A 21,463-nucleotide genomic window follows, 5' to 3' on the forward strand; every position below is an offset into this window, starting at 1 on the left:
TGCTGGAGAAGAGGTGAAAGCTATGTTGAACCGTGAGCTCGAAGTCACTCTGAATCTGGCTTTCAAAGAGGCACGTACCAAACGTCATGAATTCATGACGGTTGAACACCTCCTGTTGGCCCTACTGGACAATGAAGCGGCAGCCACCGTGCTGCGGGCCTGTGGCGCGAGCCTGGACAAGCTGCGCCATGATCTGCAGGAGTTCATTGATTCCACCACTCCACTAATTCCACAGCACGATGAGGAGCGCGAAACCCAGCCTACGCTTGGCTTTCAGCGCGTACTGCAGCGTGCCGTATTCCATGTCCAAAGCTCTGGCAAGCGGGAAGTGACCGGGGCAAACGTGCTGGTCGCGATTTTCAGCGAGCAGGAGAGCCAGGCCGTATTCCTTCTCAAGCAGCAGAACGTCGCGCGTATCGACGTCGTCAACTACATTGCTCACGGTATTTCAAAGGTGCCTGGCAATGCTGGTAGCCCGGAGAACGATGCGGAGATGCAGGATGAGGACGGTGGCGAGCCGGGTGCGTCGGGCAATCCTCTGGATGCCTATGCGAGCAATCTGAACGAGCTGGCGCGTCAAGGACGGATCGACCCGCTGGTTGGGCGTGAGAACGAAGTCGAGCGTGTCGCGCAGATTCTCGCGCGTCGGCGTAAGAACAATCCGCTTCTCGTAGGTGAAGCTGGCGTCGGTAAGACCGCTATTGCTGAGGGCCTGGCAAAACGCATAGTGGATAATCAGGTTCCGGACCTGCTCGCTGATAGCGTCGTCTACTCGCTAGATCTGGGTGCGCTGCTGGCGGGTACGAAGTATCGAGGTGATTTCGAGAAGCGCTTCAAGGCGTTGCTCGGAGAGTTGCGCAAGCGGCCGCATGCCATTCTTTTTATTGATGAGATACATACGATCATCGGTGCCGGAGCTGCGTCTGGCGGCGTGATGGATGCGTCGAACCTGCTCAAGCCCTTGCTTTCTTCCGGTGAAATCCGCTGCATCGGTTCTACGACCTTCCAGGAATTCCGTGGGATCTTCGAGAAGGATCGCGCCCTCGCGCGTCGCTTCCAGAAAGTCGATGTCAGCGAACCTTCAGTCGAAGACACGATCGGCATTCTGCGTGGCCTTAAGGGGCGTTTCGAGCAGCATCACAACATCGAATACAGCGATGAGGCGCTTCGTGCCGCGGCAGAATTGGCCTCGCGCTACATCAATGATCGGCATATGCCTGACAAGGCCATCGACGTGATCGATGAGGCGGGCGCCTATCAGCGCCTGCAGCCGGAAGAGCAGCGGGTCAAGTGCATTGATGTCGAACAGGTCGAAGACATCGTGGCAAAGATTGCGCGGATTCCGCCGAAGCACGTCAGCAGTTCGGACAAGGAGCTGCTGCGTAACCTCGAGCGCGATCTGAAGCTCACGGTTTTTGGCCAGGATGATGCGATCGACTCGCTGGCGACAGCCATCAAGCTTTCACGGGCTGGATTGAAGGCTCCGGACAAGCCGGTTGGATCGTTCCTTTTTGCCGGGCCTACCGGCGTGGGTAAGACAGAGGCTGCACGCCAGCTGGCTCGAGCGCTGGGCGTCGAGCTGATCCGTTTCGACATGTCCGAGTACATGGAGCGTCACACTGTATCTCGTCTGATCGGTGCGCCTCCGGGATACGTTGGGTTCGACCAGGGCGGCTTGTTGACTGAGGCCATCACCAAGCAGCCGCATTGCGTGCTGTTGCTGGACGAAATCGAAAAGGCGCACCCCGAGGTTTTCAACCTGCTGCTGCAGGTCATGGATCATGGCACGCTCACGGACAATAACGGTCGCAAGGCCGACTTCCGCAACGTGATCATCATCATGACCACCAATGCTGGTGCGGAGACCGCGGCGCGGGCTTCTATCGGTTTTACCTTGCAGGATCATGCCTCTGACGCGATGGAGGTCATCAAGAAGAGCTTTACGCCAGAGTTTCGCAATCGTCTGGATACCATCATCCAGTTCGGCCGTCTGAGTCACGAAGTCATCAAGAGCATCGTCGACAAGTTCTTGATCGAGCTGCAGGCGCAGCTCGAAGACAAGCATGTGACGTTGGAGGTGTCAGATGCTGCGCGCAGCTGGCTGGCGGAGCATGGCTACGATGCGCAGATGGGTGCGCGGCCGATGGCACGGCTTATTCAGGACAAGATCAAGAGGCCGTTGGCCGAGGAGATCCTGTTCGGTGAGCTGGCCGAACATGGTGGCGTGGTTCACATCGATATTCGGGGCGGCGAGCCGTTCTTCGAATTCGAGACCACTGCAGAGCTGGCCTGACCCTAGGTGGTATCGAGCGCCCGGCTTCGGCCGGGCGTTTTTCGTTCCGGCATTGCGTGCGTCCGTTTCCGGCTGTTTGCTGCTGCAACAAAAAAGCCCGGCATAAACCGGGCATTTTTCTCGCGGCTCGCTTAGCGGGCGCGGTAGGTGATGCGACCCTTGCTCAGATCGTAGGGGGTCAGTTCCACGCGAACCTTGTCACCGGTAAGAATCCGGATGTAGTTCTTGCGCATCTTTCCGGAGATGTGCGCAGTAACGACGTGCCCGTTTTCCAACTCCACACGAAACATGGTGTTAGGCAGGGTGTCGACGACAGTACCTTCCATTTCGAAGCTGTCTTCTTTCGACATTCAGTAAAGTCCTCGGTGTCCAAATGAGTGACCCGGCGCATGCGTGCGCGGGCAAAAGCGGCAAGCATTGTGCCCGAAATGGGTCGATGAGCCAAGGACTTCAGCTGAGCGTCACCCAGCGCTGGTTGACCAGCAGTTCGATGGGGCGATATTCGGTCTTGTAATTCATCTTCCGGCAGTTCTTGATCCAGTACCCGAGGTACACGGCCTTCAGGCCGAGACGCGCTGCTTCGCCGATCTGCCAGAGAATCGCGTAGCGCCCCAGGCTGCGCCGTTCTTCTTCGGGATCGTAGAAGGTGTAAACGGCGGACAGTCCATTGGGCAGTACATCGGTGACGGCGACTGCGAGCAGTCGTCCATCCAGCCTGAATTCGTAGAATCGACAAAACGGTAGGTCGCGCACGAGGAAGGTATTGAACTGCTCGCGGCTGGGGGGGTACATGTCGCCGTCCGCATGGCGCTTTTCGATGTAGGTCGCGTAGAGCGCGTAGAGCTCCTCGCTGAACGCCGGGCGAACACAACGTACCTGCAGGTCAGCGTTGCGTTTGAGGATTCGTTTCTGTTGCCGGCTGAGCTCTGGCGAGTTTGCCGGAATGCGAGCCGGAATGCAGGCCGAGCACCGCTGGCAGTGGGGGCGGTAGAGGTGATCGCCGCTACGCCGGAAGCCCATCTCGGAGAGTTCCGCGTACACCTGCGCGTCCATCGGCTGGCTAGGGTCGAGGAACAGCGTGGTGGCCTGTTCATCGGGCAGATAGCTGCACGCATGGGGCTGTGTGGCGTAGAACTTGAGGCGAGCCAGTGAAGTCATGGTCAACTCTCAGAAATCATGAGCTGAGTGTAGGTCAGCTTGCGGTAGCCGACTAGGCGCGCCAGTCGGCTGCGCTGGGCTGATCCAGATGCTCGGCAAGTGCGGCGGCGAATTGCTCACGCGCAATGCTGCGGGCGCCAAAGCTTTCCAGATGACGTGTCGGCATCTGGCAGTCAATCAGGACAAAACCCCAGTCACGCAGCTGTTCCACCAGTGTGACGAATCCAACCTTGGACGCATCGGTAGCGCGACTGAACATCGACTCGCCGAAAAATAGCTTACCGATTGCCAGTCCGTAGAGTCCGCCGACGAGATGCTGCTCCTGCCAGACTTCTACCGAATGCGCGACACCCATTTCGTGCAACTGAACATAGGCTTGCTGCATCGGTGTGGTGATCCAGGTTCCGTCCGAATAGCTACGAGGCCCGGCACAGCCTTGGATCACGTCGGTAAACGCTTGATCGAAGGTCACCTGAAATTCGGCCTGACGGATGCGCTTGCGCAGGCTGCGCGACACATGCAGTTCGTTCGGGAACAGCACCGTTCGCGGATCGGGAGACCACCACAGCAACGGCTGCCCATCCTGGTACCAGGGAAAGCAGCCGTGGCGATAGGCGGCCAGCAGGCGTTCATGGCTAAGGTCACCCCCAGCAGCCAAAAGGCCGTTGGGTTCTCGCAAAGCCGCTTCGAGAGGGGGGAAGCAGAGATCGTCGCGCTTTAGCCAGGTCAGCATGTCGCCACGCATATGCAGGTAGGAGAGGGCGGGCCGAGGGCCCGCCACTAGATCAGTTGTCGAGGTACTTTTCTGCGTCCAGAGCGGCCATGCAGCCGGCACCGGCCGAGGTGATCGCCTGGCGATAGACGTGATCAGCCACATCACCAGCAGCGAAGACGCCAAGGATGCTGGTGCAGGTGGCATCACCCTCGCCGCCACCTCTAATCTTCAGGTAGCCATCCTTCATTTCCAGCTGGCCCTGGAACAGGTCGGTGTTCGGCTTGTGGCCGATGGCGATGAATACGCCGGCGAGGTCCAGCTTGTTCTCTTCGCCGGTGAGAGTGCTCTTCAAACGGACACCGGTCACGCCGCTGGCATCGCCGAGTACTTCCTCGAGGGTATGGTTCCAGTGCAGGCGGATGTTGCCGTTGGCCGCCTTGTCCATGATCTTGTCCTGCAGGATCTTCTCCGACCGCAGTTTGTCGCGGCGGTGGATCAGGTGGACTTCCTTGGCAATGTTGGACAGGTACAGCGCTTCCTCGACCGCAGTGTTGCCGCCGCCGATCACCGCGACGACCTGGTTGCGATAAAAGAAGCCGTCGCAGGTGGCGCAGGCCGATACACCACGGCCAGCGAACGCCTCTTCAGAGGGCAGGCCGAGGTATTGTGCCGAGGCACCGGTGGCGATGATCAATGCGTCGCAGGTATAGACGCCGCTGTCGCCGCGCAGGGTGAATGGGCGCTGCTGCAACTCTGCGGTATGGATGTGATCGAAGACGATCTCGGTGTCGAAGCGCTCGGCGTGCTTCTGCATGCGGACCATCAGGTCCGGGCCGGTCAGACCTTCGACATCGCCGGGCCAGTTGTCGACTTCGGTAGTGGTGGTCAACTGACCGCCGGGCTGGATGCCGGTGATCATCAGTGGCTTCAGATTGGCGCGGGCAGCGTATACCGCAGCGGTATATCCGGCCGGGCCGGAGCCGAGGATGATCAGACGCGAATGCTTGACTTCACTCATAAAAAGCCCTCATAAGCCTTTGTTGCAAATAGAGAAGCGTGCTCCAGTCGAGCCGCGTCGGGAAATCGGGCGTTTATGCTACACCGAAGCATCGGCAAAAGCCCAAGCCGCCGCGGAACCTGCATGCCATCGAATCGACAAACCCGTACAATGCCGGGGTTCTGGCTGACTACGGTTCATCGCGCCGCAGGCGCAGGAAAGAAAGCGTTTTGAAGAATTCCTCATCTACCGCGCCGGCAACCGTCTGGCGACAACAATTGCACTATCGCCTCAAGGAAGGCGCGTTGATAGCGCTCGGTGCGCTCTGCGTCTACCTGTGGATGGCGTTGCTTACCTACGACCCGGGCGATCCTGGCTGGACCCACACCAGCAATGTCGATCAGGTCCGCAACGCTGCCGGCCGTGCCGGCGCCTGGTTTGCTGATGTTCTGTTCATGGCGCTGGGCTATTTCGCCTATTTGTTTCCCCTGCTGCTTGGCGTCAAGGCCTGGCAAGTGTTCCGCGCGCGTCATCAACCCTGGGTGTGGAACGGCTGGCTGTTCTCCTGGCGCCTGATCGGTCTGGTGTTCCTGGTCCTGTCCGGGTCCGCGCTGGCCTATATCCATTTCCAGGCCGCTCCTGGCTTGCCCGCGTCTGCCGGCGGTGCGCTGGGAGAGAGCCTCGGTCAGTTGGCCGTTCTGTCACTTAACGTACAGGGCAGCACCCTTGCGCTGTTGGCGTTTTTCCTGTTCGGCCTGACGGTGTTCACGGATCTGTCCTGGTTCAAAGTGATGGACATCACCGGCAAGATCACTCTCGACCTCATCGAGCTGATCCAGAGCTTCTTCAGTCGCTGGTGGAGCGCCCGCGCCGAGCGCAAGCAGATGGTCGCCCAGTTGCGAGAAGTTGACGATGTCGTGAGCGAGGTGGCTGCGCCGATGGTGCGCGACCGTCGTGAGCAGGCCAAGGTCAAGGAGCGCATCATCGAACGTGACGAGTCCCTGGCCAAGCACATGAGCGAGCGCGACAAGCGTGTGGCTCCGGTGATCGCTCCGCCTGCTCCTGCCAAAGCCGCCGAACCGAGCAAGCGCGTGCTGAAAGAAAAGCAGGCCAACCTGTTTGTCGATCCGCTGATCGAGGGCAGCCTGCCGCCGATCTCGATACTTGATGCTGCCGAGAAACAGCAGAAGCAATACTCGCCTGAGTCGCTGGAAGCGATGTCGCGGCTGCTGGAGATCAAGCTGAAGGAGTTCGGTGTAGAGGTCATCGTCGAGTCGGTACATCCAGGCCCGGTGATCACCCGCTTCGAAATCCAGCCGGCAGCCGGTGTGAAGGTAAGCCGTATCTCCAATCTGGCCAAAGACCTTGCGCGCTCACTGGCAGTGATCAGCGTGCGGGTGGTCGAAGTGATTCCGGGCAAGACCACTGTGGGCATCGAGATTCCCAACGAGGATCGTCAGATCGTGCGCTTCTCCGAGGTGCTGTCTTCGGCCCCCTACGACGACGCCAAATCACCGGTCACCCTGGCACTCGGCCATGATATCGGCGGTAAGCCGGTCATCGCCGACCTGGCGAAGATGCCGCACCTGCTAGTGGCTGGTACCACTGGTTCCGGTAAGTCGGTGGGCGTCAACGCGATGATTTTGTCGATCCTGTTCAAGTCCACGCCGGAAGAGGCGCGGTTGATCATGATCGATCCCAAGATGCTTGAACTGTCGATCTACGAAGGCATTCCGCACCTGCTTTGCCCTGTCGTCACGGACATGAAGGAGGCGGCCAACGCACTGCGCTGGAGCGTCGCTGAGATGGAGCGGCGCTACAAGCTGATGGCGGCCATGGGCGTGCGTAACCTCGCGGGCTTCAATCGCAAGGTCAAGGAAGCCGAAGAGGCGGGCACACCGCTTACCGATCCGCTGTTCCGTCGCGAGAGCATGGATGACCAGCCGCCGCCGCTGAAATCCCTGCCGACCATCGTCGTGGTGGTGGACGAATTCGCCGACATGATGATGATCGTCGGCAAGAAGGTCGAAGAGCTGATCGCGCGTATCGCACAGAAGGCACGCGCGGCGGGTATTCACCTGATCCTTGCCACCCAGCGTCCGTCGGTGGATGTGATTACCGGCCTGATCAAGGCCAACATTCCCACCCGAATGGCATTCCAGGTATCCAGCAAGATTGATTCGCGCACCATCCTCGACCAAGGTGGTGCCGAGCAGTTGCTGGGGCACGGTGACATGCTCTACCTGCCGCCGGGCACCGGCCTGCCGATTCGTGTCCATGGCGCGTTCGTTTCCGATGAGGAAGTGCACCGGGTGGTCGAGGCCTGGAAGGCCCGTGGCGCGCCTGACTACATTGAAGACATTCTTGCTGGCGCCGAAGAGGCGGGTAGCGGCTTCGATGGTAGCAGTGGCGAAGGCAGCGGAGAGGGCAGCGAAGAAGACCCGTTGTACGACGAGGCCGTTCGCTTCGTCACTGAAAGCCGCCGTGCGTCGATTTCCGCCGTGCAGCGCAAACTCAAGATTGGCTATAACCGCGCCGCGCGGATGATCGAGGCCATGGAAATGGCTGGCGTGGTGACATCCATGAACACCAATGGCTCGCGCGAAGTCATCGCGCCGCCGCCTATGCGCGATTGAATCGCTTCGAGGGCTAAATGCAATTGATCCGTTTGCTGTGTGCATCTGTCCTGATGGTTGCCCTGGCCCCGGCACACGCCGACCAGGCTGCATCCACCAAACGACTGACTGATTTGCTGAACCAAGCTGAAACCCTGACCGGCCGCTTCTCGCAGCTGTCGCTCGACGGCAGCGGCACCCAGCTGCAGGAAACCTCCGGCGAACTGGCGCTCAAGCGCCCCGGGCAGTTCCGCTGGCACACCGATGCACCGATGGAGCAGCTGCTGGTTTCCAACGGCGAGAAGGTCTGGCTGTATGACCCCGACCTGGAGCAGGTCACCGTCCAGCAACTCGACCAGCGCTTGACGCATACCCCGGCGCTACTGCTCTCCGGTGACGTATCGACCATCAGCGAGAACTTCGAGGTTTCCCACAAGGAGGCCGGTGAGGTTGTGGATTTCACCCTCAAGCCCAAGGCCAAGGACACGTTGTTCGATAATCTGCGCCTGTCGTTCCGTAGCGGCGTGATCAACGACATGCAGCTGATCGACAGCGTCGGTCAGCGTACCAATATCCTCTTCATGGGCGTGAAGATGAATCAGCCGCTCAAGGCCGACACGTTCACCTTCGAGATTCCTGAGGGTGCCGACGTCATTTCCGAGTGACCCTCATCTGACATTCGTATCAGGCGGCCTGCGCAGCGGCTGGCCGCTGCAATCGAGGTAACCGTCCGCAATGGACCTGTTCAGCCGCGAGCCTGTCGCTCAACCCCTTGCCGCGCGTCTGCGTGCAGCCAGCCTCGACGAGTACGTCGGGCAGGAGCACCTGCTCGCGCGCGGCAAGCCGTTGCGCGAGGCGCTGGAACAGGGCGCGCTGCATTCCATGGTGTTCTGGGGGCCGCCCGGGGTTGGTAAGACCACACTGGCGCGGCTCCTGGCAAAAGTCTCCGATGCCCATTTCGAGACGGTTTCCGCCGTGCTCGCCGGGGTCAAGGAGATTCGCCAGGCGGTCGAAATCGCCAAGCAGCAGGCCGCCCAGTACGGACGGCGCACCATCCTGTTCGTCGATGAAGTGCATCGCTTCAACAAGTCCCAGCAGGACGCCTTCCTGCCTTACGTCGAAGACGGCACGCTGATCTTCATCGGTGCGACCACCGAGAATCCCTCCTTCGAGCTCAACAACGCCTTGCTCTCGCGCGCCCGCGTCTACGTGCTGAAAAGTCTCGACGAGGCGGCGCTGCGTAAACTGGTCACCCGCGCATTGAGCGATCCAAAAGGGCTGGGTGACCTGCATCTGGAACTGCCGGAAGAGAGCTTCCAGATGCTGCTGGCTGCTGCCGATGGTGACGGTCGTCGGCTGCTCAACCTGCTGGAGAACGCATCGGACCTGGCCGAGGAGGGCGGTAGCATCAGCACCGACTTGCTGCAGGATCTGCTGGGTGACAGCCGTCGCCGTTTCGACAAGGGCGGTGAGGCGTTCTACGACCAGATTTCGGCACTGCACAAGTCTGTGCGCGGCTCCAATCCCGACGCGGCACTGTACTGGTTCGCGCGTATGCTCGATGGTGGCTGCGACCCGCTGTACATTGCCCGGCGCGTCGTGCGCATGGCCAGCGAGGAGATCGGCAATGCCGACCCGCGCGCGCTACCGCTGTGTCTGAACGCCTGGGATGTGCAGGAGCGCCTGGGTAGCCCGGAAGGGGAGCTGGCCGTAGCGCAGGCGATCGTCTATCTCGCCTGCGCGCCGAAGAGCAACGCCGTCTACACCGCGTTCAAGTCAGCCATGCGCGATGCTGCCGAGAACGGCTCGCAGGAAGTGCCGCTGCATTTGCGTAATGCACCGACCAAGCTGATGAAAGAACTCGGCTACGGCAACGAATACCGCTACGCCCACGACGAACCGGATGCCTATGCTGCAGGCGAGGATTATTTTCCCGAAGCGATGCAGCCGCGGCGTTACTACCATCCGGCCCCGCGCGGGCTGGAAAGCAAGATCCGCGACAAGCTCGAGCACCTTGCCCGGCTCGACCGCGAAAGCCCGAAACAACGGAGAAAGGAATGATCCGCATGGCCTTCGCCGTCGCCTGTGGCGGCGTGATCGGGACCCTGTTGCGCTTTGCCCTGGCGACCTGGGTCAGCAATCAATGGCCACGGCATTTCTATCTGGCCACGCTGGCCGTGAACCTGCTGGGGTGCCTGCTGATCGGCTATCTCTATGCAACCTTTCTCGCCCGACCGGACATTTCACCCGAGCTGCGTGGCGCACTGATCATCGGCTTTCTTGGCGCACTGACGACTTTCTCCAGCTTCTCACTTGACGCACTGCGGCTGCTTGAAAGCGGTCAGCTGGCGACTGCCTTCGCCTATGTCGGCGGCAGCGTGTTCGGTGGCCTGTTGGCGGCCTGGGCCGGTCTGGCGCTCGCGAGGTTATGAACCGGCGCGCGTTCACAGTAAACTTCGCCCCCTCTTCGCCCTTCATCCAAGCTTTCACAGACGAGACCCACCATGCTTGATTCGAAACTGGTACGCACTCAGCTACAGGACGTGGCGGCCCGCCTGGCCACCCGTGGCTACCAGCTGGACGTGGCGCGCATTGAAGCGCTGGAAGCTCAGCGCAAGACCGTGCAGACCCGCACCGAACAACTTCAGGCCGAGCGCAACGCGCGCTCCAAATCCATCGGCCAGGCCAAGCAGCGCGGTGAGGACATCGCGCCGTTGCTCGCCGACGTGGATCGCATGGGCTCGGAGCTCGACTCCGGCAAGCAGGAGCTGGACCGCATCCAGAGCGAACTCGACCAGCTAATGCTGAGCATTCCCAACCTGCCGCACGAGTCGGTGCCGGTCGGTGCGGATGAGGACGAGAACCTCGAGGTTCGCCGCTGGGGCACGCCGAAGACCTTCGACTTCCCGGTGCAGGATCATGTTGCCCTGGGCGAGCAGCATGGCTGGCTGGACTTCGAGACCGCGGCCAAGCTGTCCGGTGCGCGCTTCGCCCTGATGCGCGGCCCGATTGCCCGCCTGCATCGCGCCCTGGCGCAATTCATGATCGACCTGCACACCCGCGATCACGGCTATGAAGAGGCCTACACGCCGTATCTCGTACAGGCGCCGGCGCTTCAGGGTACCGGTCAGTTGCCGAAATTCGAGGAAGACCTGTTCAAGATCAGCCGTGAAGGCGAAGCGGACTTCTACCTGATTCCGACCGCCGAGGTATCGCTGACCAACATCGTGTCCGGCGAGATTCTCGATGCCAAGCAGCTGCCGCTGAAGTTCGTCGCCCACACGCCGTGCTTCCGCAGCGAGGCGGGTGCGTCGGGCCGCGATACCCGCGGCATGATCCGTCAGCACCAGTTCGACAAGGTCGAGATGGTGCAGATCGTCGAGCCGTCCAGGTCCTTCGAGGCGCTGGAAGAGCTGACCGGCAACGCCGAGAAGGTGCTGCAGTTGCTGGAGTTGCCTTACCGTGTGTTGTCGTTGTGCACCGGTGACATGGGTTTCGGCGCGACCAAGACCTATGACCTGGAAGTCTGGGTGCCGAGCCAGGACAAGTACCGCGAGATTTCTTCCTGCTCCAACTGTGGCGACTTCCAGGCGCGGCGCATGCAGGCGCGTTACCGCAATCTGGAAACCGGCAAGCCGGAGCTCGTGCACACCCTCAATGGTTCGGGCCTGGCGGTCGGTCGTACCCTGGTCGCCGTACTGGAGAATTACCAGCAGGCTGACGGAAGCGTTGTGGTGCCCGACGTACTGAAGCCATACATGGGTGGTATCGAAATCATCGGCTGAGGCTGCAGCAGCGGTTCGGCATCAGGCCGGATCCTTGATATTCGACAAGGGGCATCGCGGCCGTAATGGCTGTCATGCCCATACCACCAACGACCCTCCAGGATTCGCCCATGGAATACCTCCCGCTGTTCCACAACCTCAAAGGCCGCACGGTGTTGATCGTCGGGGGTGGCGAGATTGCGCTACGCAAGGCTCGGCTGCTGAGCGAAGCTGGAGCACGGCTGCGGGTGGTGGCGCCGAGCATCGAGGCGCAACTGGCCGAACTGGTAGGAGCGGGCGGTGGCGAATGCCTCGATCGCGGCTATGACCCGCAGGACCTCCAGGGCTGTGTGCTGGCCATCGCCGCCACCGATGACGAGCCGCTGAATGCCGCGGTTTCGCAGCATGCCAACGCGCTGGGTATGCCAGTCAACGTGGTCGACTCGCCGCAGCTGTGCAGCGTGATCTTTCCGGCGATCGTCGACCGCTCGCCGCTGGTGATTGCGGTTTCCAGTGGTGGCGATGCTCCGGTGCTGGCGCGGTTGATCCGCGCGCGTATCGAGACCTGGATTCCAGCGGCCTACGGGCAGCTGGCGGGGCTGGCCAAACAGTTCCGCGCTCAGGTCAAAGCTAAGTTCGCCAATGTTCAGCAGCGGCGGGTGTTCTGGGAGGAAACCTTTCAGGGACCGATCGCCGAACAGGCGTTGGCTGGGTGCAGCGCCGAAGCCGAGCGCCTGCTGGCGGAGAAGCTTGCCGGTGCAGCGCCGCGCGCGCTGGGCGAGGTTTATCTGGTAGGCGCTGGCCCAGGCGACCCTGACCTGCTGACCTTCCGCGCCCTGCGCCTGATGCAGCAGGCCGACGTGGTGCTCTACGATCGCCTGGTGGCGCCGGCGATCATCGACCTGTGCCGGCGCGATGCCGATCGCATCTACGTTGGCAAGCAGCGTTCGGAACACGCGGTGCCGCAGGAGCAGATCAATCAAAAGCTGGTGACCCTGGCCAAGGAAGGCAAGCGCGTTCTACGGCTCAAGGGCGGTGATCCATTCATCTTTGGCCGCGGTGGCGAGGAGATCGAGGAGCTGGCAGCCAACGGTGTGCCGTTCCAGGTCGTGCCGGGTATCACTGCCGCCAGCGGCTGTGCAGCCTATGCCGGCATTCCGCTCACTCATCGCGATCATGCGCAGTCGGTGCGTTTTGTCACCGGTCATCTGAAAGACGGCAGCTGCGATCTACCCTGGGCGGAACTCGCTGCGCCGGCACAGACGCTGGTGTTCTACATGGGCCTGGTGGGTTTACCGGTGATCTGCCAGCAACTGATAGCCCATGGACGTTCGGCGGATACGCCGGCGGCGCTGGTGCAGCAGGGCACCACCACAAATCAGCGTGTCTTCACAGGGACGCTGGAAACCCTCGCCCAGCGTATCGCCCAGGAGCAGGTCCAGGCTCCGACCCTGCTGATCGTCGGTGAAGTGGTTCAGCTACGCGAGAAACTGGCTTGGTTCGAAGGCGCCCAGGCGAGCGCCTAGCAGAAGATCGACGCTATCTGCGCCGTTTTCAGCGGCGCAGATAGGCGGTGAAGTCGATGTCCCCGGCAGAAAGGATCGCCTGTACACGGTTGTGCACGTTGAGTTTGCGCAGAATCGCCGAGACATGTGCCTTCACGGTGGTTTCGGCGATGTCGAGGTTGTAGGCGATCTGCTTGTTGGATTCACCCTTGGTCATGCGCTCCAGTACCAGTAGCTGCTTGCGGGTCAGCGCCTGCAACAGTTCCGGCGGGATCGATTGCTCGTTGTGATGGGAGTGGCGGCTGCTGGGCTTCTGGCTGCGGATGATGTCCGAAGGAAGGTAGACGTTGCCGTTGAGGATCTGCTCGATGGCGTCGGTCATCTGCGCACGCGGCGAGGATTTGGTGATAAAGCCGACGGCGCCGTAGGTAATGGCCTGCAACACGATCTGCTTGTCCTGCTCCGCCGAAACGATCACCACCGGAATGGTCGGTGCTTCGTTGCGCAGATTGATCAGGCCGTTGAGGCCGTGCATGCCGGGCATGTTCAGGTCCAGCAGCACCAGATCGAGATCGTCGTGTTCCAGGGTCAGCGCCAGCGCGCTGTCGAGGTCGGCAGTTTCAAGGATTTCGCTGTCGGGGAAGCCGTCGCGAATGACGTTATGGATGGCTTCACGGAACAGCGGATGGTCGTCCGCAATCAGGATCTTGTACAAGGCCGGTCACCTCTTTGTTGTGATTATGGTGGGGGCATGCTGGTCAGGTGATGCTACTCATCGCCAGGCAGAGGCTCCGGAGTAGCAGGGTGCAAGGGCAGGCCCGCCTGTTCCCAACCGTCCACCCCATCGCGATACCAGTACAGTCGCTTGTAGCCCAGCGCATGGGCGCGCCTGGTGGCGTTCCAGCCGAGCCAGCAGTCAGACCGGCAGTAGAACACGATTGGCTGCTCGAGATTGCCCTGGCTGGCGCGGGCAAGATTTTCGCTGAGGTAGCTTGCCCATTCGGGCTGCAGATCTCCATCGCCGGTGTTCGCCAGCCAGATGCTGCCGGGCAGGTTTGCATGGGGTTCGCTGTCGATGAAACGGCCGGCGAGCCACTGGCTCCGATACACGTCCACCAGCACCACATCGGATTGTTCTTCCAGCAAAGCCTTTAACGCGGTCGTATCCAGAGTCTGTGCACCGTCGATGGAAGGCGGTGTCGGGCTGCGGTACTGCGTCTGGCGATAGCCGTCGGTGGAGAACAGGGTGAGCTGCTCTTCGGCCGCGGCAATCGTGGGCAGGCAGACCCCAGGCAGCGCGGCGATCAGCAAGGGCAGCAGCGACCTGAACATAGTCCGTATTCCATGGCGTTTCGATAGGTCGATTACAGAGCAAAGGGCCTGTCTTTTAAATCCTACGATGGAGGGGAAAACCGGTACCAAAGTAGTAGATCGCTCAGGCTGAGCGGCGCAAGGCCGCATGTTGTGGGTTGAAACTGATTACTGCGAGAAGACTGAACAGCAGGGTCAGTCCGAGGCAAACCATCAGTGCGGTCGGTGCCAGGCGCAGATAAAGCGCATGACGAACCAACTCCACAGCGTGGGTGAAGGGGTTGAGGGCGCAGATCCAGTACAGCCACTCGCTCGCCTCACGCATCTTCCACAGCGGGTAGAGCGCCGACGAGAGAAAGAACATCGGAAAGATCACGAAATTCATCACGCCGGCAAAGTTCTCCAGCTGACGAATGCCGTTGGAGAGCAGCAAACCCAGGGCGCTGAGCAGCAGCGCCACCAGCAGCAGGGCGGGCAGGGCGGCGATCAGCCCAAGCGGTGGAGGCTGTACGCCGTAGAACCAGGCGATAGCGAGAAACGCATAGACCTGCAGCAAGGAGATCAACGCCGTGGCGACGAGCTTGCTGGCCAGCAGAAAGCTGCGCGGCAACGGGCTGGTCAGCAACACGCGCATGCTGCCCATCTCGCGGTCGTAGACCATCGAGAGTGAACCCTGCATGCCGTTGAACAGCAGGATCATGCAGGCCAGCCCCGGCACGATGTAGGTTTCGTAGGTGATGTAGGTGTCGTACGGCTCGATGATCGCGATGCCGAGCGCCGCCCGAAAGCCTGCGGCAAACACCACCAGCCAGAGTAGCGGCCGCACCAGGGCACTGAAGAAGCGCGAGCGCTGTTGCACGAAGCGCAGCCATTCGCGCAGAACGATGCCGCGCAGGCATTCCCAGTAGATGATCATGAACTTTTCCGTCCGGAATCGAGGGTCGCGCGCGTGCCGGGAGCAGCCCCAGGGTTGGAAGCCGGCGTCGCAGACGCCGCGTGCCCGGTATCGACTGCTCGCGGCGTGCTGTCGAGCAGGGCGCTCTGGTGATCGAGGCCGCTGCCGGTCAGCCGTGCAAAGCTCGCGGCCAGGTCTTCGCCTTCGGTGGCCAGGGTCGCGGCACGCCCATGAGCCACCAGGCGGCCACGGTTGAGTATCAGCAGATCGTCGTCGTCTCGGACTTCATCAAGCAGGTGCGTGGTCCACAGCACGCTCATACCCTGCTCCTGGCAGAGTAGGCGTACATGCTGGTTGAGCGCCTGGCGGCTGGCGGGGTCGAGGCCGGCGCTGGCCTCATCGAGTAACAGCAGCTCCGGTCGGTGCAGCAGGGCACGGGCGATTTCCACACGGCGACGGTGACCACCGTTGAGTTCGCGCACCTTGCTGCGGCGGCGTTCGCCGAGCTGCTGGCGCTGCAGTTCCAGCTCGATACGTTCGTTGGCCACGGCCCGCGGAATGCCATGCAGCGCCGCGTGGTAGCGCAGGTTCTGCTCCACCGTAAGGTCCAGGTCCAGCGTGCTCTGCTGGAACACCACGCCAAGACGCGCAAGGGCCTTGCGCGGCGTTTCACGCAGATCGAAGCCAGCGATACGGATCTGCCCCTTCTGTAGATCGTACAGGCGGGTCAGCAACGCGATCAGCGTCGATTTGCCGGCTCCGTTCGGACCGAGCAACGCCGTGAAACGCCCCTGCGCTGCGGTAAAACTCACCCCGTCCAGCGCCCGCCGCTCACCATAGGCGAACGCGACGTCGCTGACCTCCAGCGCGTTCATGGAGTGACCACCACGCCCCATGGATAGCGGCCGACCTTGATCGACTTGGTGACCTTGAGCTTGTCGACGTCGATCACCGAGACGTCGCCGCTGACGCCGTTGGTGGTCAGCAGCAGGCTTTCGTCAGGGTTGAATGCCATGTGCCAGACGCGGCGGCCTACCAGCAGGTAGTCGAGCACCTCGTAGGTTTTCGCATCGACTACGGCGATGTGATTGGCCGGGCCGAGCGCAACGAAGGCGTACTTGCCGTCGGAGCTGAGTTTGATGCCCACCGGCTGGACCTTGTCCGGGTGCACGCCCTTGATCTTGAACGTCAGGGTCTTGAGGATCTCGCGCTTGTCCACGTCCACCACGCTGACCGTGCCTCCGATCTCGGCCGAGGCCCATAGCTGCTTGCTGTCCCTGGTGAACTCCACGTGGCGGGGGCGCTGGTCGACCAGGGTGTTGTCGACCAGTTCGTTGGTGCTGGTATCGATCCAGTGAAGCATGTTGGTGGTTTCGCTTGTGTTGACCGCCCACTTGCCATCCGGGCTCACCCCCATGCCCTCGGGCTCGACGCCGACGTCGATCTGCGCCAGCACTTCTTCCTTGTCGACATCGACCACGGTCACCAGCGCGTCGTCCTCATTGGAGATGTACAGCCACTTGTTGTTCGGGTGCAGGGCGAACTGCTCGGGATCTGCTCCCGATGGCAGCTGCTTGATGATCTGCCGCGTGGCCAGGTCCATCACCTGCACGGTGTCCGAGTCGCTGGCGCAGATGTACAGCAGCTTGTTGTCATGGGAGAGCGTGAGGCCGCGCGGGCGCATGCCGACTTCCAGGGTCTCGACGGTTTCCATCGTGTCCAGGTTGATCACGCTGATGCTGTCGTCTTTCTCGTTGGAGACGTAGGCCGTGGCGGCGGCAGCCGAACCTGCGGCAAGGCTGAGGGCAATGGTGATGGCGGAGGCAAGGGCAGTTCTGGGCATGGTTGGGCTCTCTTGTCGTTATTGTGTGATGGGGGCAGTGGTTTCGCTGTGGTCCAGCTGGCGCAGATATTCTTCGGCTTCTTCCTGGCCGCCGGCGGCTGCTCGCTGCAACCAATGGCGTGCTGCGACGGAATCGGCTTCAACGCCACGCCCTTCGGCCAGAGCGACGCCCCAGTGGTAGCGCGCCAGGCTGACGTAGCTGGCGTCGTCCGGTTGCTCCGCGCCTTTCTTCAGTAGCGCGGCGGATTTGCTCAGATCCGGCTCCATGCCGCTGCCGCTCTCGTACATTTGCGCCAGCGAAATCATCGAGTAGACGTCGTTCCAGCGCGCCACGCAGTCTTCGAAGATGGCTTTGGCGGCATCGAAGTTACCAGTCTTCGCCGTCACGTAGCCGTAGAGGCATTTGATGCGCTTGGGGCTGTCGACATAGGCTTCATAGCCCAGCTCGTCGGCGCTGGCGGGCAGAGTGGCAAGGCCGAGCAGGGCGGCAGCAGCGAGACGGATCATGGGCGCACCTCGCTCAGGCGGCAGCTGCTTTCCGGTGCGTCGAAGCCCAGGGTGTCCAGTTCGCTGGTGGGATGCAGAAAGCCGTCCTGCGGCGAGTTCGATACCAGCGCCCGCGGGTGTACCAGCGGGATCGGCTGGCGTAGCTGGCCATTCCACGGGCGGAAGCTCAGCTTGCGGCCCTTGAAACCATCCAGCGGCAGCTCACCGCTAAGCGACAGCTGACGGATCGCTGCGGCGTCCGTGCTGCGCAGGCGAGTGACCGCCGCTGCAAGGCTGCGTACGCCCATCCAGGCGGCGAAATCGCGGTCGTTCATCCAGCGCTTGGCATGCGCCTCGAAGCGTTTCTGCAATTGGGCGGCGCCGTAGGTTTCCACCGTCTTGTGCCAGCCGGTGGCGGTCAGGCCCTGGGTGCCTGCCACCGGGCGCGGCAACCAGGTGTGATATGGCACGTACTCACCGAAGTCGCCACGTTCGTCGGCCACCAGCACCACGTCGTATTCGGCGCCCTGGGTGAACAACGGCATCTCGGCCTGGGCGCTGCGGCGTTGGTCGTTATCGAAGCTCCAGGGCTTCTCCACCACGATGCGGTGACCGAAGCGCTTGGCCGCGCGGCGCAAAGCATCGGCGTAGGCCTGATCCTCAGCGGTCGGACCGACGATCAGCATCCAGCGATTCCAACGGCGTGCCGCGAGGAACTGGCCGAGCGCATCGGCGAGCATGCTGCGGCTGGGCAGGGTGTGCAGGACATTCGCCAGGCAACTCTGGCTGCGCAGTGCATCGTCGGCACTGCCGGCGTTGATCAGCAGCGCTTCCGGCATGGCGTCCGACAGCTGGCGCAGGGACGCAGCCGGAGCGTTGACCACGAACAGGCGCAGACCATCGGCGTATTGCTTGCCCGCCTGTTCCAGGAGCTCTTCCGGCGTTTCGCTGGTGGCCGCTTCGAGCACATAGCTGTGCTTGAGAAAACGTCCCGTGCTGTTGCTGTCGGTGATCGCCAGTTCGGCGCCGCGCAGGCCGGCGTCTTCGGGCTCAGGAATGACGTTGGAGAGCACCGGGCCGGTGTCTGGGCGATAACCGAGATAACCGATGCGTATCGCCAGCTCCGTGCTGGCAGCCGCTGCAGCGAACTGCGTGCAGCAAGTGAGGGCGATCAGGAAACCGGCTCGTCGTAATACATGGCTCATGGGCAGCTCCTGTGACGTTGCAGGCAGCATAGGAACCATGGCAGAGCGGGGGAATATGCAGAAAGTACCAGTCGCTGTGTACCAAGGTCGTAGAAGTGACGATGAAAAGGCGGCGCAGGCCCTGCGCCGCCCCGGTCCTTAGCGGACTCGCCTGACCTTGAATCGGCCGACCTGCACGATCATCTGCTGCGCTTGCTGCGTCAGCTCCTGTGCGGCCTGCGTCGATTGCTCGGAGTTGCTGCTGTTGTGGTGCACCACTTCATCGATCTGGCCGATGGCCAGGCTGACCTGTTCGATACCGGACGCCTGCTGGCTCGACGCCGAGGCGATCTCGTCGACCAGCTGCGAAACCTGTGCCGCGCCCTGAACGATCGCTTCCAGCGCCCGTGCCGTGTCGTCGGTGAGCTCCATGCCCTTGATCGTCCGCGCATTGGACTCCTGGATCAGACGGGTAGAGCGCTGTGCGGCCTCGGCACTGCGGGCTGCCAGCTGACGGACTTCATCGGCGACCACCGCGAACCCGCGGCCGTGCTCGCCGGCACGGGCCGCCTCTATGGCCGCGTTCAGCGCGAGGAGGTTGGTTTGCGTGGCGATCTCTTCGATTGCTCTGATGATGTTGGTGATATCCAGACCCGACTGGTTGATCTCCTGCATTGCCGCTTTCAGGGTGACCATCAACTCGTTGCCACCGCGGGCCGAATGCTCGGAATCGCGCGAGAGGGCGTTGGCTTCGCTGGCGTATTCGGAGGTCTGGCGAATCTGCGCAGCCATCTGGTTGATGGTGGCGCTGATCTCAGTCACCGCGGAGGCCGATTCCGTTGCGCCGCTGGAAAGATCCTGGCTGAGGCTCGTCACCTGGCCGGCCTTGTCGTTGATCAGCCCTGAGCTCTGCTGGACCTGGGATACCAACTCGTTGAGGTTGTCGACCATTCGCCTGAGCGCAAGCCCGAGCTGGTCGTGCTCCGAGGCCAGACGGACTTCCACCGCCAGGTCGCCCTGGGAGATGCGTTCGGCCACGTGTACCTGCTCCTGCAGGCTGTCGGCCATCCGGTCGAGGCTGGCGGATAGCTGGCCGACTTCGTCCGCGGACTGGTGCGCCAGGCGCTGGGAAAAGTCGCCTTTCTGAATGGCACCGGCCAGCTGCGCGGCTTTGCGAATGGGCAGGGCGACCGAGCGGGAAGAAAACCACAGCGCAAGCACGGCGAGGATTGAGATGAGCACGCCTGCGCCGATCTGCTGCAGCATGCTCCGATCGCTCTTGGCGTCCATCTCGGTCTTCAGCTCGGTGGCCTTGGCAAGCACGATTTCCTTGTTGATCTTCAGCATCATCGACCAGGGTTTGCCGGTACGACCCAGCTCGATGGGCGCGAACACCACGATCGTGCCGTCTGCGTCCAGACGGGCGAGTTCTTCGCCTTTCTGCACGGCGCTCAGGGCGGTCTGCCACTCGTTCGGCAATACCTTCTGGAAGTGCTGGCCAATCAGGTCTGGCGAGCGGCTCTCCGCCACGATCAGCCCCTGGTCACTGATGATCGCCACTTCGCCTCGGCCCTCGAACAGCTTGCCGGATACTTCCTGGCTGATCTTCTGCACGAAGTCGAGGTTGTAGTCGGTGCCCGCCACACCCATGAAGCGGCCATCGACGATAATCGGAACCGAAAGCGTCGCCAGCCATACCTGCTTGCCCTGCACGATGTAGGGCAGCGGGCCGAGCACGCTTTCCTTGAGCGTTTCCCGCGGCCCGATGTACCAGCCGCCCTTGAGTACGCCGTTGGGGTGCTTGTCCATGGTGTCGTACTCGACCAGCGGCTGCACCGCGATCTTGCCGTCTGCACCCCGCGTCCAGTAGGGCGTGAAGCGACCGGTCTGCTCGTTGTTACCGTTCTGGCCGCCAGTGAATAGGAAATCCTGGCCGTCGATTGCGTCCGGCTCCCAGCACGAGTAGGTGCCGTTGAAGTCCGGATAGCTTTTCAGCACGTTGAGCAGAATCGAGTTCACCTCGTCCCGGCCAATCTGCAGCCCGCCCGAACCCGTCGGGTTCAGCTTGCCGACCGCGAAGGTCGTCGCCATGCCACGGGCCGCTTCCAGCGCTTCGGTGAACTCGGAACGGATTTCTCCAGCGTATTTTCCGCCGAGGTGCTGCAGGGTCTGCAAGGCATCTTCCTGCGCCTGCTGACTGACCCGGTTGGACACCAGGTGCTGGGTCGAGCTGGCAAGGTAAACGCTGTAGCCGATCAAGATGCCGGCGGTCGCCAGCAGGCATAAGCCGCCGGTGATCGCTATTCGCTGCTGTATGGATTTGAGAGACATCACGGTTCCTACTCCTGATAACACAAAAGAACCAGCGGTGGCGGGCCCAGGGACGTGGACGGTCTCACGTGGGGCGGCCAGAGATCGGATGATGTCCAATCGGCATCATGCATACCTGGATATGGCGGCCGCGCTGGCAGGAAGTTGATCGATACCTTGGTACTGCGACCTTGGTACTGATTCGGCTCGCTCGGCACTCGAGGTGTGCGCCGTCAGGCTGCCGAAACGGGTGACGCAGCCGGCGTTTGCGCAGATTTGGATCGCCGCCACTGCCATGAAAGAGTCTGGAGCCGCCCGATTCAGTGGCCCCTGAACGCTACCAAGGTAGGAAGCTGGGCAGGGCGGGGCGCCTTAGGATGGCGACAC

General features: G+C 61.8%; 19 protein-coding genes. 7 read left to right on the top strand and 12 right to left on the bottom strand.

What is annotated here, in order from left to right:
• Positions 1–22 precede the first annotated feature (22 nt).
• Positions 23–2,293, top strand: coding sequence for an ATP-dependent Clp protease ATP-binding subunit ClpA (gene clpA / locus LLJ08_RS09765; RefSeq protein WP_014820078.1), 2,271 nt, complete (start codon positions 23–25; stop codon positions 2,291–2,293).
• Between the two features lie 131 nt (positions 2,294–2,424).
• Here clpA and infA read toward each other — a convergent pair whose 3' ends face one another.
• The 4 genes from infA to trxB all read right to left on the bottom strand — a co-directional run bounded on the left by infA (position 2,425) and on the right by trxB (position 5,184).
• Positions 2,425–2,643 carry a translation initiation factor IF-1 gene (infA, locus tag LLJ08_RS09770; protein WP_002553999.1) on the bottom strand — a complete coding sequence of 73 codons (219 nt, stop codon included), beginning with the start codon at positions 2,641–2,643 and terminating at the stop codon, positions 2,425–2,427.
• A gap of 100 nt (positions 2,644–2,743) precedes the next feature.
• Positions 2,744–3,451 (bottom strand): arginyltransferase, encoded by a 708-nt coding sequence (locus LLJ08_RS09775; RefSeq protein WP_090520481.1) that lies wholly within the window; start codon positions 3,449–3,451, stop codon positions 2,744–2,746.
• A gap of 52 nt (positions 3,452–3,503) precedes the next feature.
• Positions 3,504–4,184 (bottom strand): leucyl/phenylalanyl-tRNA--protein transferase, encoded by a 681-nt coding sequence (gene aat / locus LLJ08_RS09780; protein WP_221104485.1) that lies wholly within the window; start codon positions 4,182–4,184, stop codon positions 3,504–3,506.
• Between the two features lie 52 nt (positions 4,185–4,236).
• A complete protein-coding gene (gene trxB / locus LLJ08_RS09785) occupies positions 4,237–5,184 on the bottom strand; it encodes a thioredoxin-disulfide reductase (RefSeq protein WP_228208832.1) in 948 nt (315 codons plus the stop codon).
• Positions 5,185–5,345: 161 nt separating this feature from the next.
• On the opposite strand from trxB, the gene ftsK reads away from it, so the two are divergent.
• From ftsK to cysG, 6 genes are all read left to right on the top strand, one after another.
• Positions 5,346–7,799, top strand: a complete 2,454-nt coding sequence (gene ftsK, locus LLJ08_RS09790; protein WP_172602807.1) for a DNA translocase FtsK — start codon at positions 5,346–5,348, stop codon at positions 7,797–7,799.
• A gap of 17 nt (positions 7,800–7,816) precedes the next feature.
• Positions 7,817–8,443 (top strand): outer membrane lipoprotein periplasmic chaperone LolA, encoded by a 627-nt coding sequence (gene lolA / locus LLJ08_RS09795; protein WP_014820083.1) that lies wholly within the window; start codon positions 7,817–7,819, stop codon positions 8,441–8,443.
• Positions 8,444–8,513: 70 nt separating this feature from the next.
• On the top strand, positions 8,514–9,839 hold the full coding sequence (locus LLJ08_RS09800; RefSeq protein ID WP_228208833.1) for a replication-associated recombination protein A: 1,326 nt from the start codon (positions 8,514–8,516) through the stop codon (positions 9,837–9,839).
• Complete coding sequence (gene crcB, locus LLJ08_RS09805) at positions 9,836–10,210, top strand: fluoride efflux transporter CrcB (RefSeq protein WP_023446949.1); 375 nt, start codon at positions 9,836–9,838, stop codon at positions 10,208–10,210. Before LLJ08_RS09800 ends, crcB begins: the two co-directional genes overlap by 4 nt.
• A 72-nt stretch (positions 10,211–10,282) precedes the next feature.
• Positions 10,283–11,563 (top strand): serine--tRNA ligase, encoded by a 1,281-nt coding sequence (gene serS / locus LLJ08_RS09810; RefSeq protein ID WP_228208834.1) that lies wholly within the window; start codon positions 10,283–10,285, stop codon positions 11,561–11,563.
• 110 nt (positions 11,564–11,673) lie between these two features.
• Positions 11,674–13,068 carry a siroheme synthase CysG gene (gene cysG / locus LLJ08_RS09815; protein WP_228208835.1) on the top strand — a complete coding sequence of 465 codons (1,395 nt, stop codon included), beginning with the start codon at positions 11,674–11,676 and terminating at the stop codon, positions 13,066–13,068.
• A gap of 28 nt (positions 13,069–13,096) precedes the next feature.
• On the opposite strand, the gene LLJ08_RS09820 is transcribed toward cysG, so the two are convergent.
• The 8 genes from LLJ08_RS09820 to LLJ08_RS09855 all read right to left on the bottom strand — a co-directional run bounded on the left by LLJ08_RS09820 (position 13,097) and on the right by LLJ08_RS09855 (position 21,097).
• The gene (locus tag LLJ08_RS09820; RefSeq protein ID WP_014820088.1) at positions 13,097–13,762 is read right to left on the bottom strand and encodes a response regulator transcription factor; all 666 of its coding nucleotides are present in this window, start codon (positions 13,760–13,762) and stop codon (positions 13,097–13,099) included.
• A 53-nt stretch (positions 13,763–13,815) separates the two neighbouring features.
• On the bottom strand, positions 13,816–14,379 hold the full coding sequence (locus LLJ08_RS09825) for a PQQ-dependent catabolism-associated CXXCW motif protein (protein ID WP_228208836.1): 564 nt from the start codon (positions 14,377–14,379) through the stop codon (positions 13,816–13,818).
• Positions 14,380–14,482: 103 nt separating this feature from the next.
• A complete protein-coding gene (locus tag LLJ08_RS09830; RefSeq protein WP_041013693.1) occupies positions 14,483–15,274 on the bottom strand; it encodes an ABC transporter permease in 792 nt (263 codons plus the stop codon).
• Positions 15,271–16,128: an ABC transporter ATP-binding protein gene (locus LLJ08_RS09835; protein WP_228208837.1), complete on the bottom strand. Its 858-nt coding sequence runs from the start codon at positions 16,126–16,128 to the stop codon at positions 15,271–15,273. The genes LLJ08_RS09830 and LLJ08_RS09835 overlap by 4 nt, the downstream gene beginning before the upstream one ends.
• Positions 16,125–17,096 carry a YVTN family beta-propeller repeat protein gene (locus LLJ08_RS09840; protein WP_228208838.1) on the bottom strand — a complete coding sequence of 324 codons (972 nt, stop codon included), beginning with the start codon at positions 17,094–17,096 and terminating at the stop codon, positions 16,125–16,127. The genes LLJ08_RS09835 and LLJ08_RS09840 overlap by 4 nt, the downstream gene beginning before the upstream one ends.
• A gap of 18 nt (positions 17,097–17,114) precedes the next feature.
• Entirely contained in the window at positions 17,115–17,603 is a 489-nt protein-coding gene (locus LLJ08_RS09845) for a tetratricopeptide repeat protein (RefSeq protein WP_041013696.1), read from the bottom strand.
• A complete protein-coding gene (locus tag LLJ08_RS09850; RefSeq protein ID WP_041013697.1) occupies positions 17,600–18,787 on the bottom strand; it encodes an ABC transporter substrate-binding protein in 1,188 nt (395 codons plus the stop codon). The genes LLJ08_RS09845 and LLJ08_RS09850 overlap by 4 nt, the downstream gene beginning before the upstream one ends.
• 138 nt (positions 18,788–18,925) lie before the next feature.
• Positions 18,926–21,097, bottom strand: a complete 2,172-nt coding sequence (locus LLJ08_RS09855; protein ID WP_041013698.1) for a methyl-accepting chemotaxis protein — start codon at positions 21,095–21,097, stop codon at positions 18,926–18,928.
• Positions 21,098–21,463 lie beyond the last annotated feature (366 nt).

The sequence above is a fragment of the Stutzerimonas chloritidismutans genome, assembly GCF_020783375.1.
Taxonomy (GTDB): domain Bacteria; phylum Pseudomonadota; class Gammaproteobacteria; order Pseudomonadales; family Pseudomonadaceae; genus Stutzerimonas; species Stutzerimonas kunmingensis.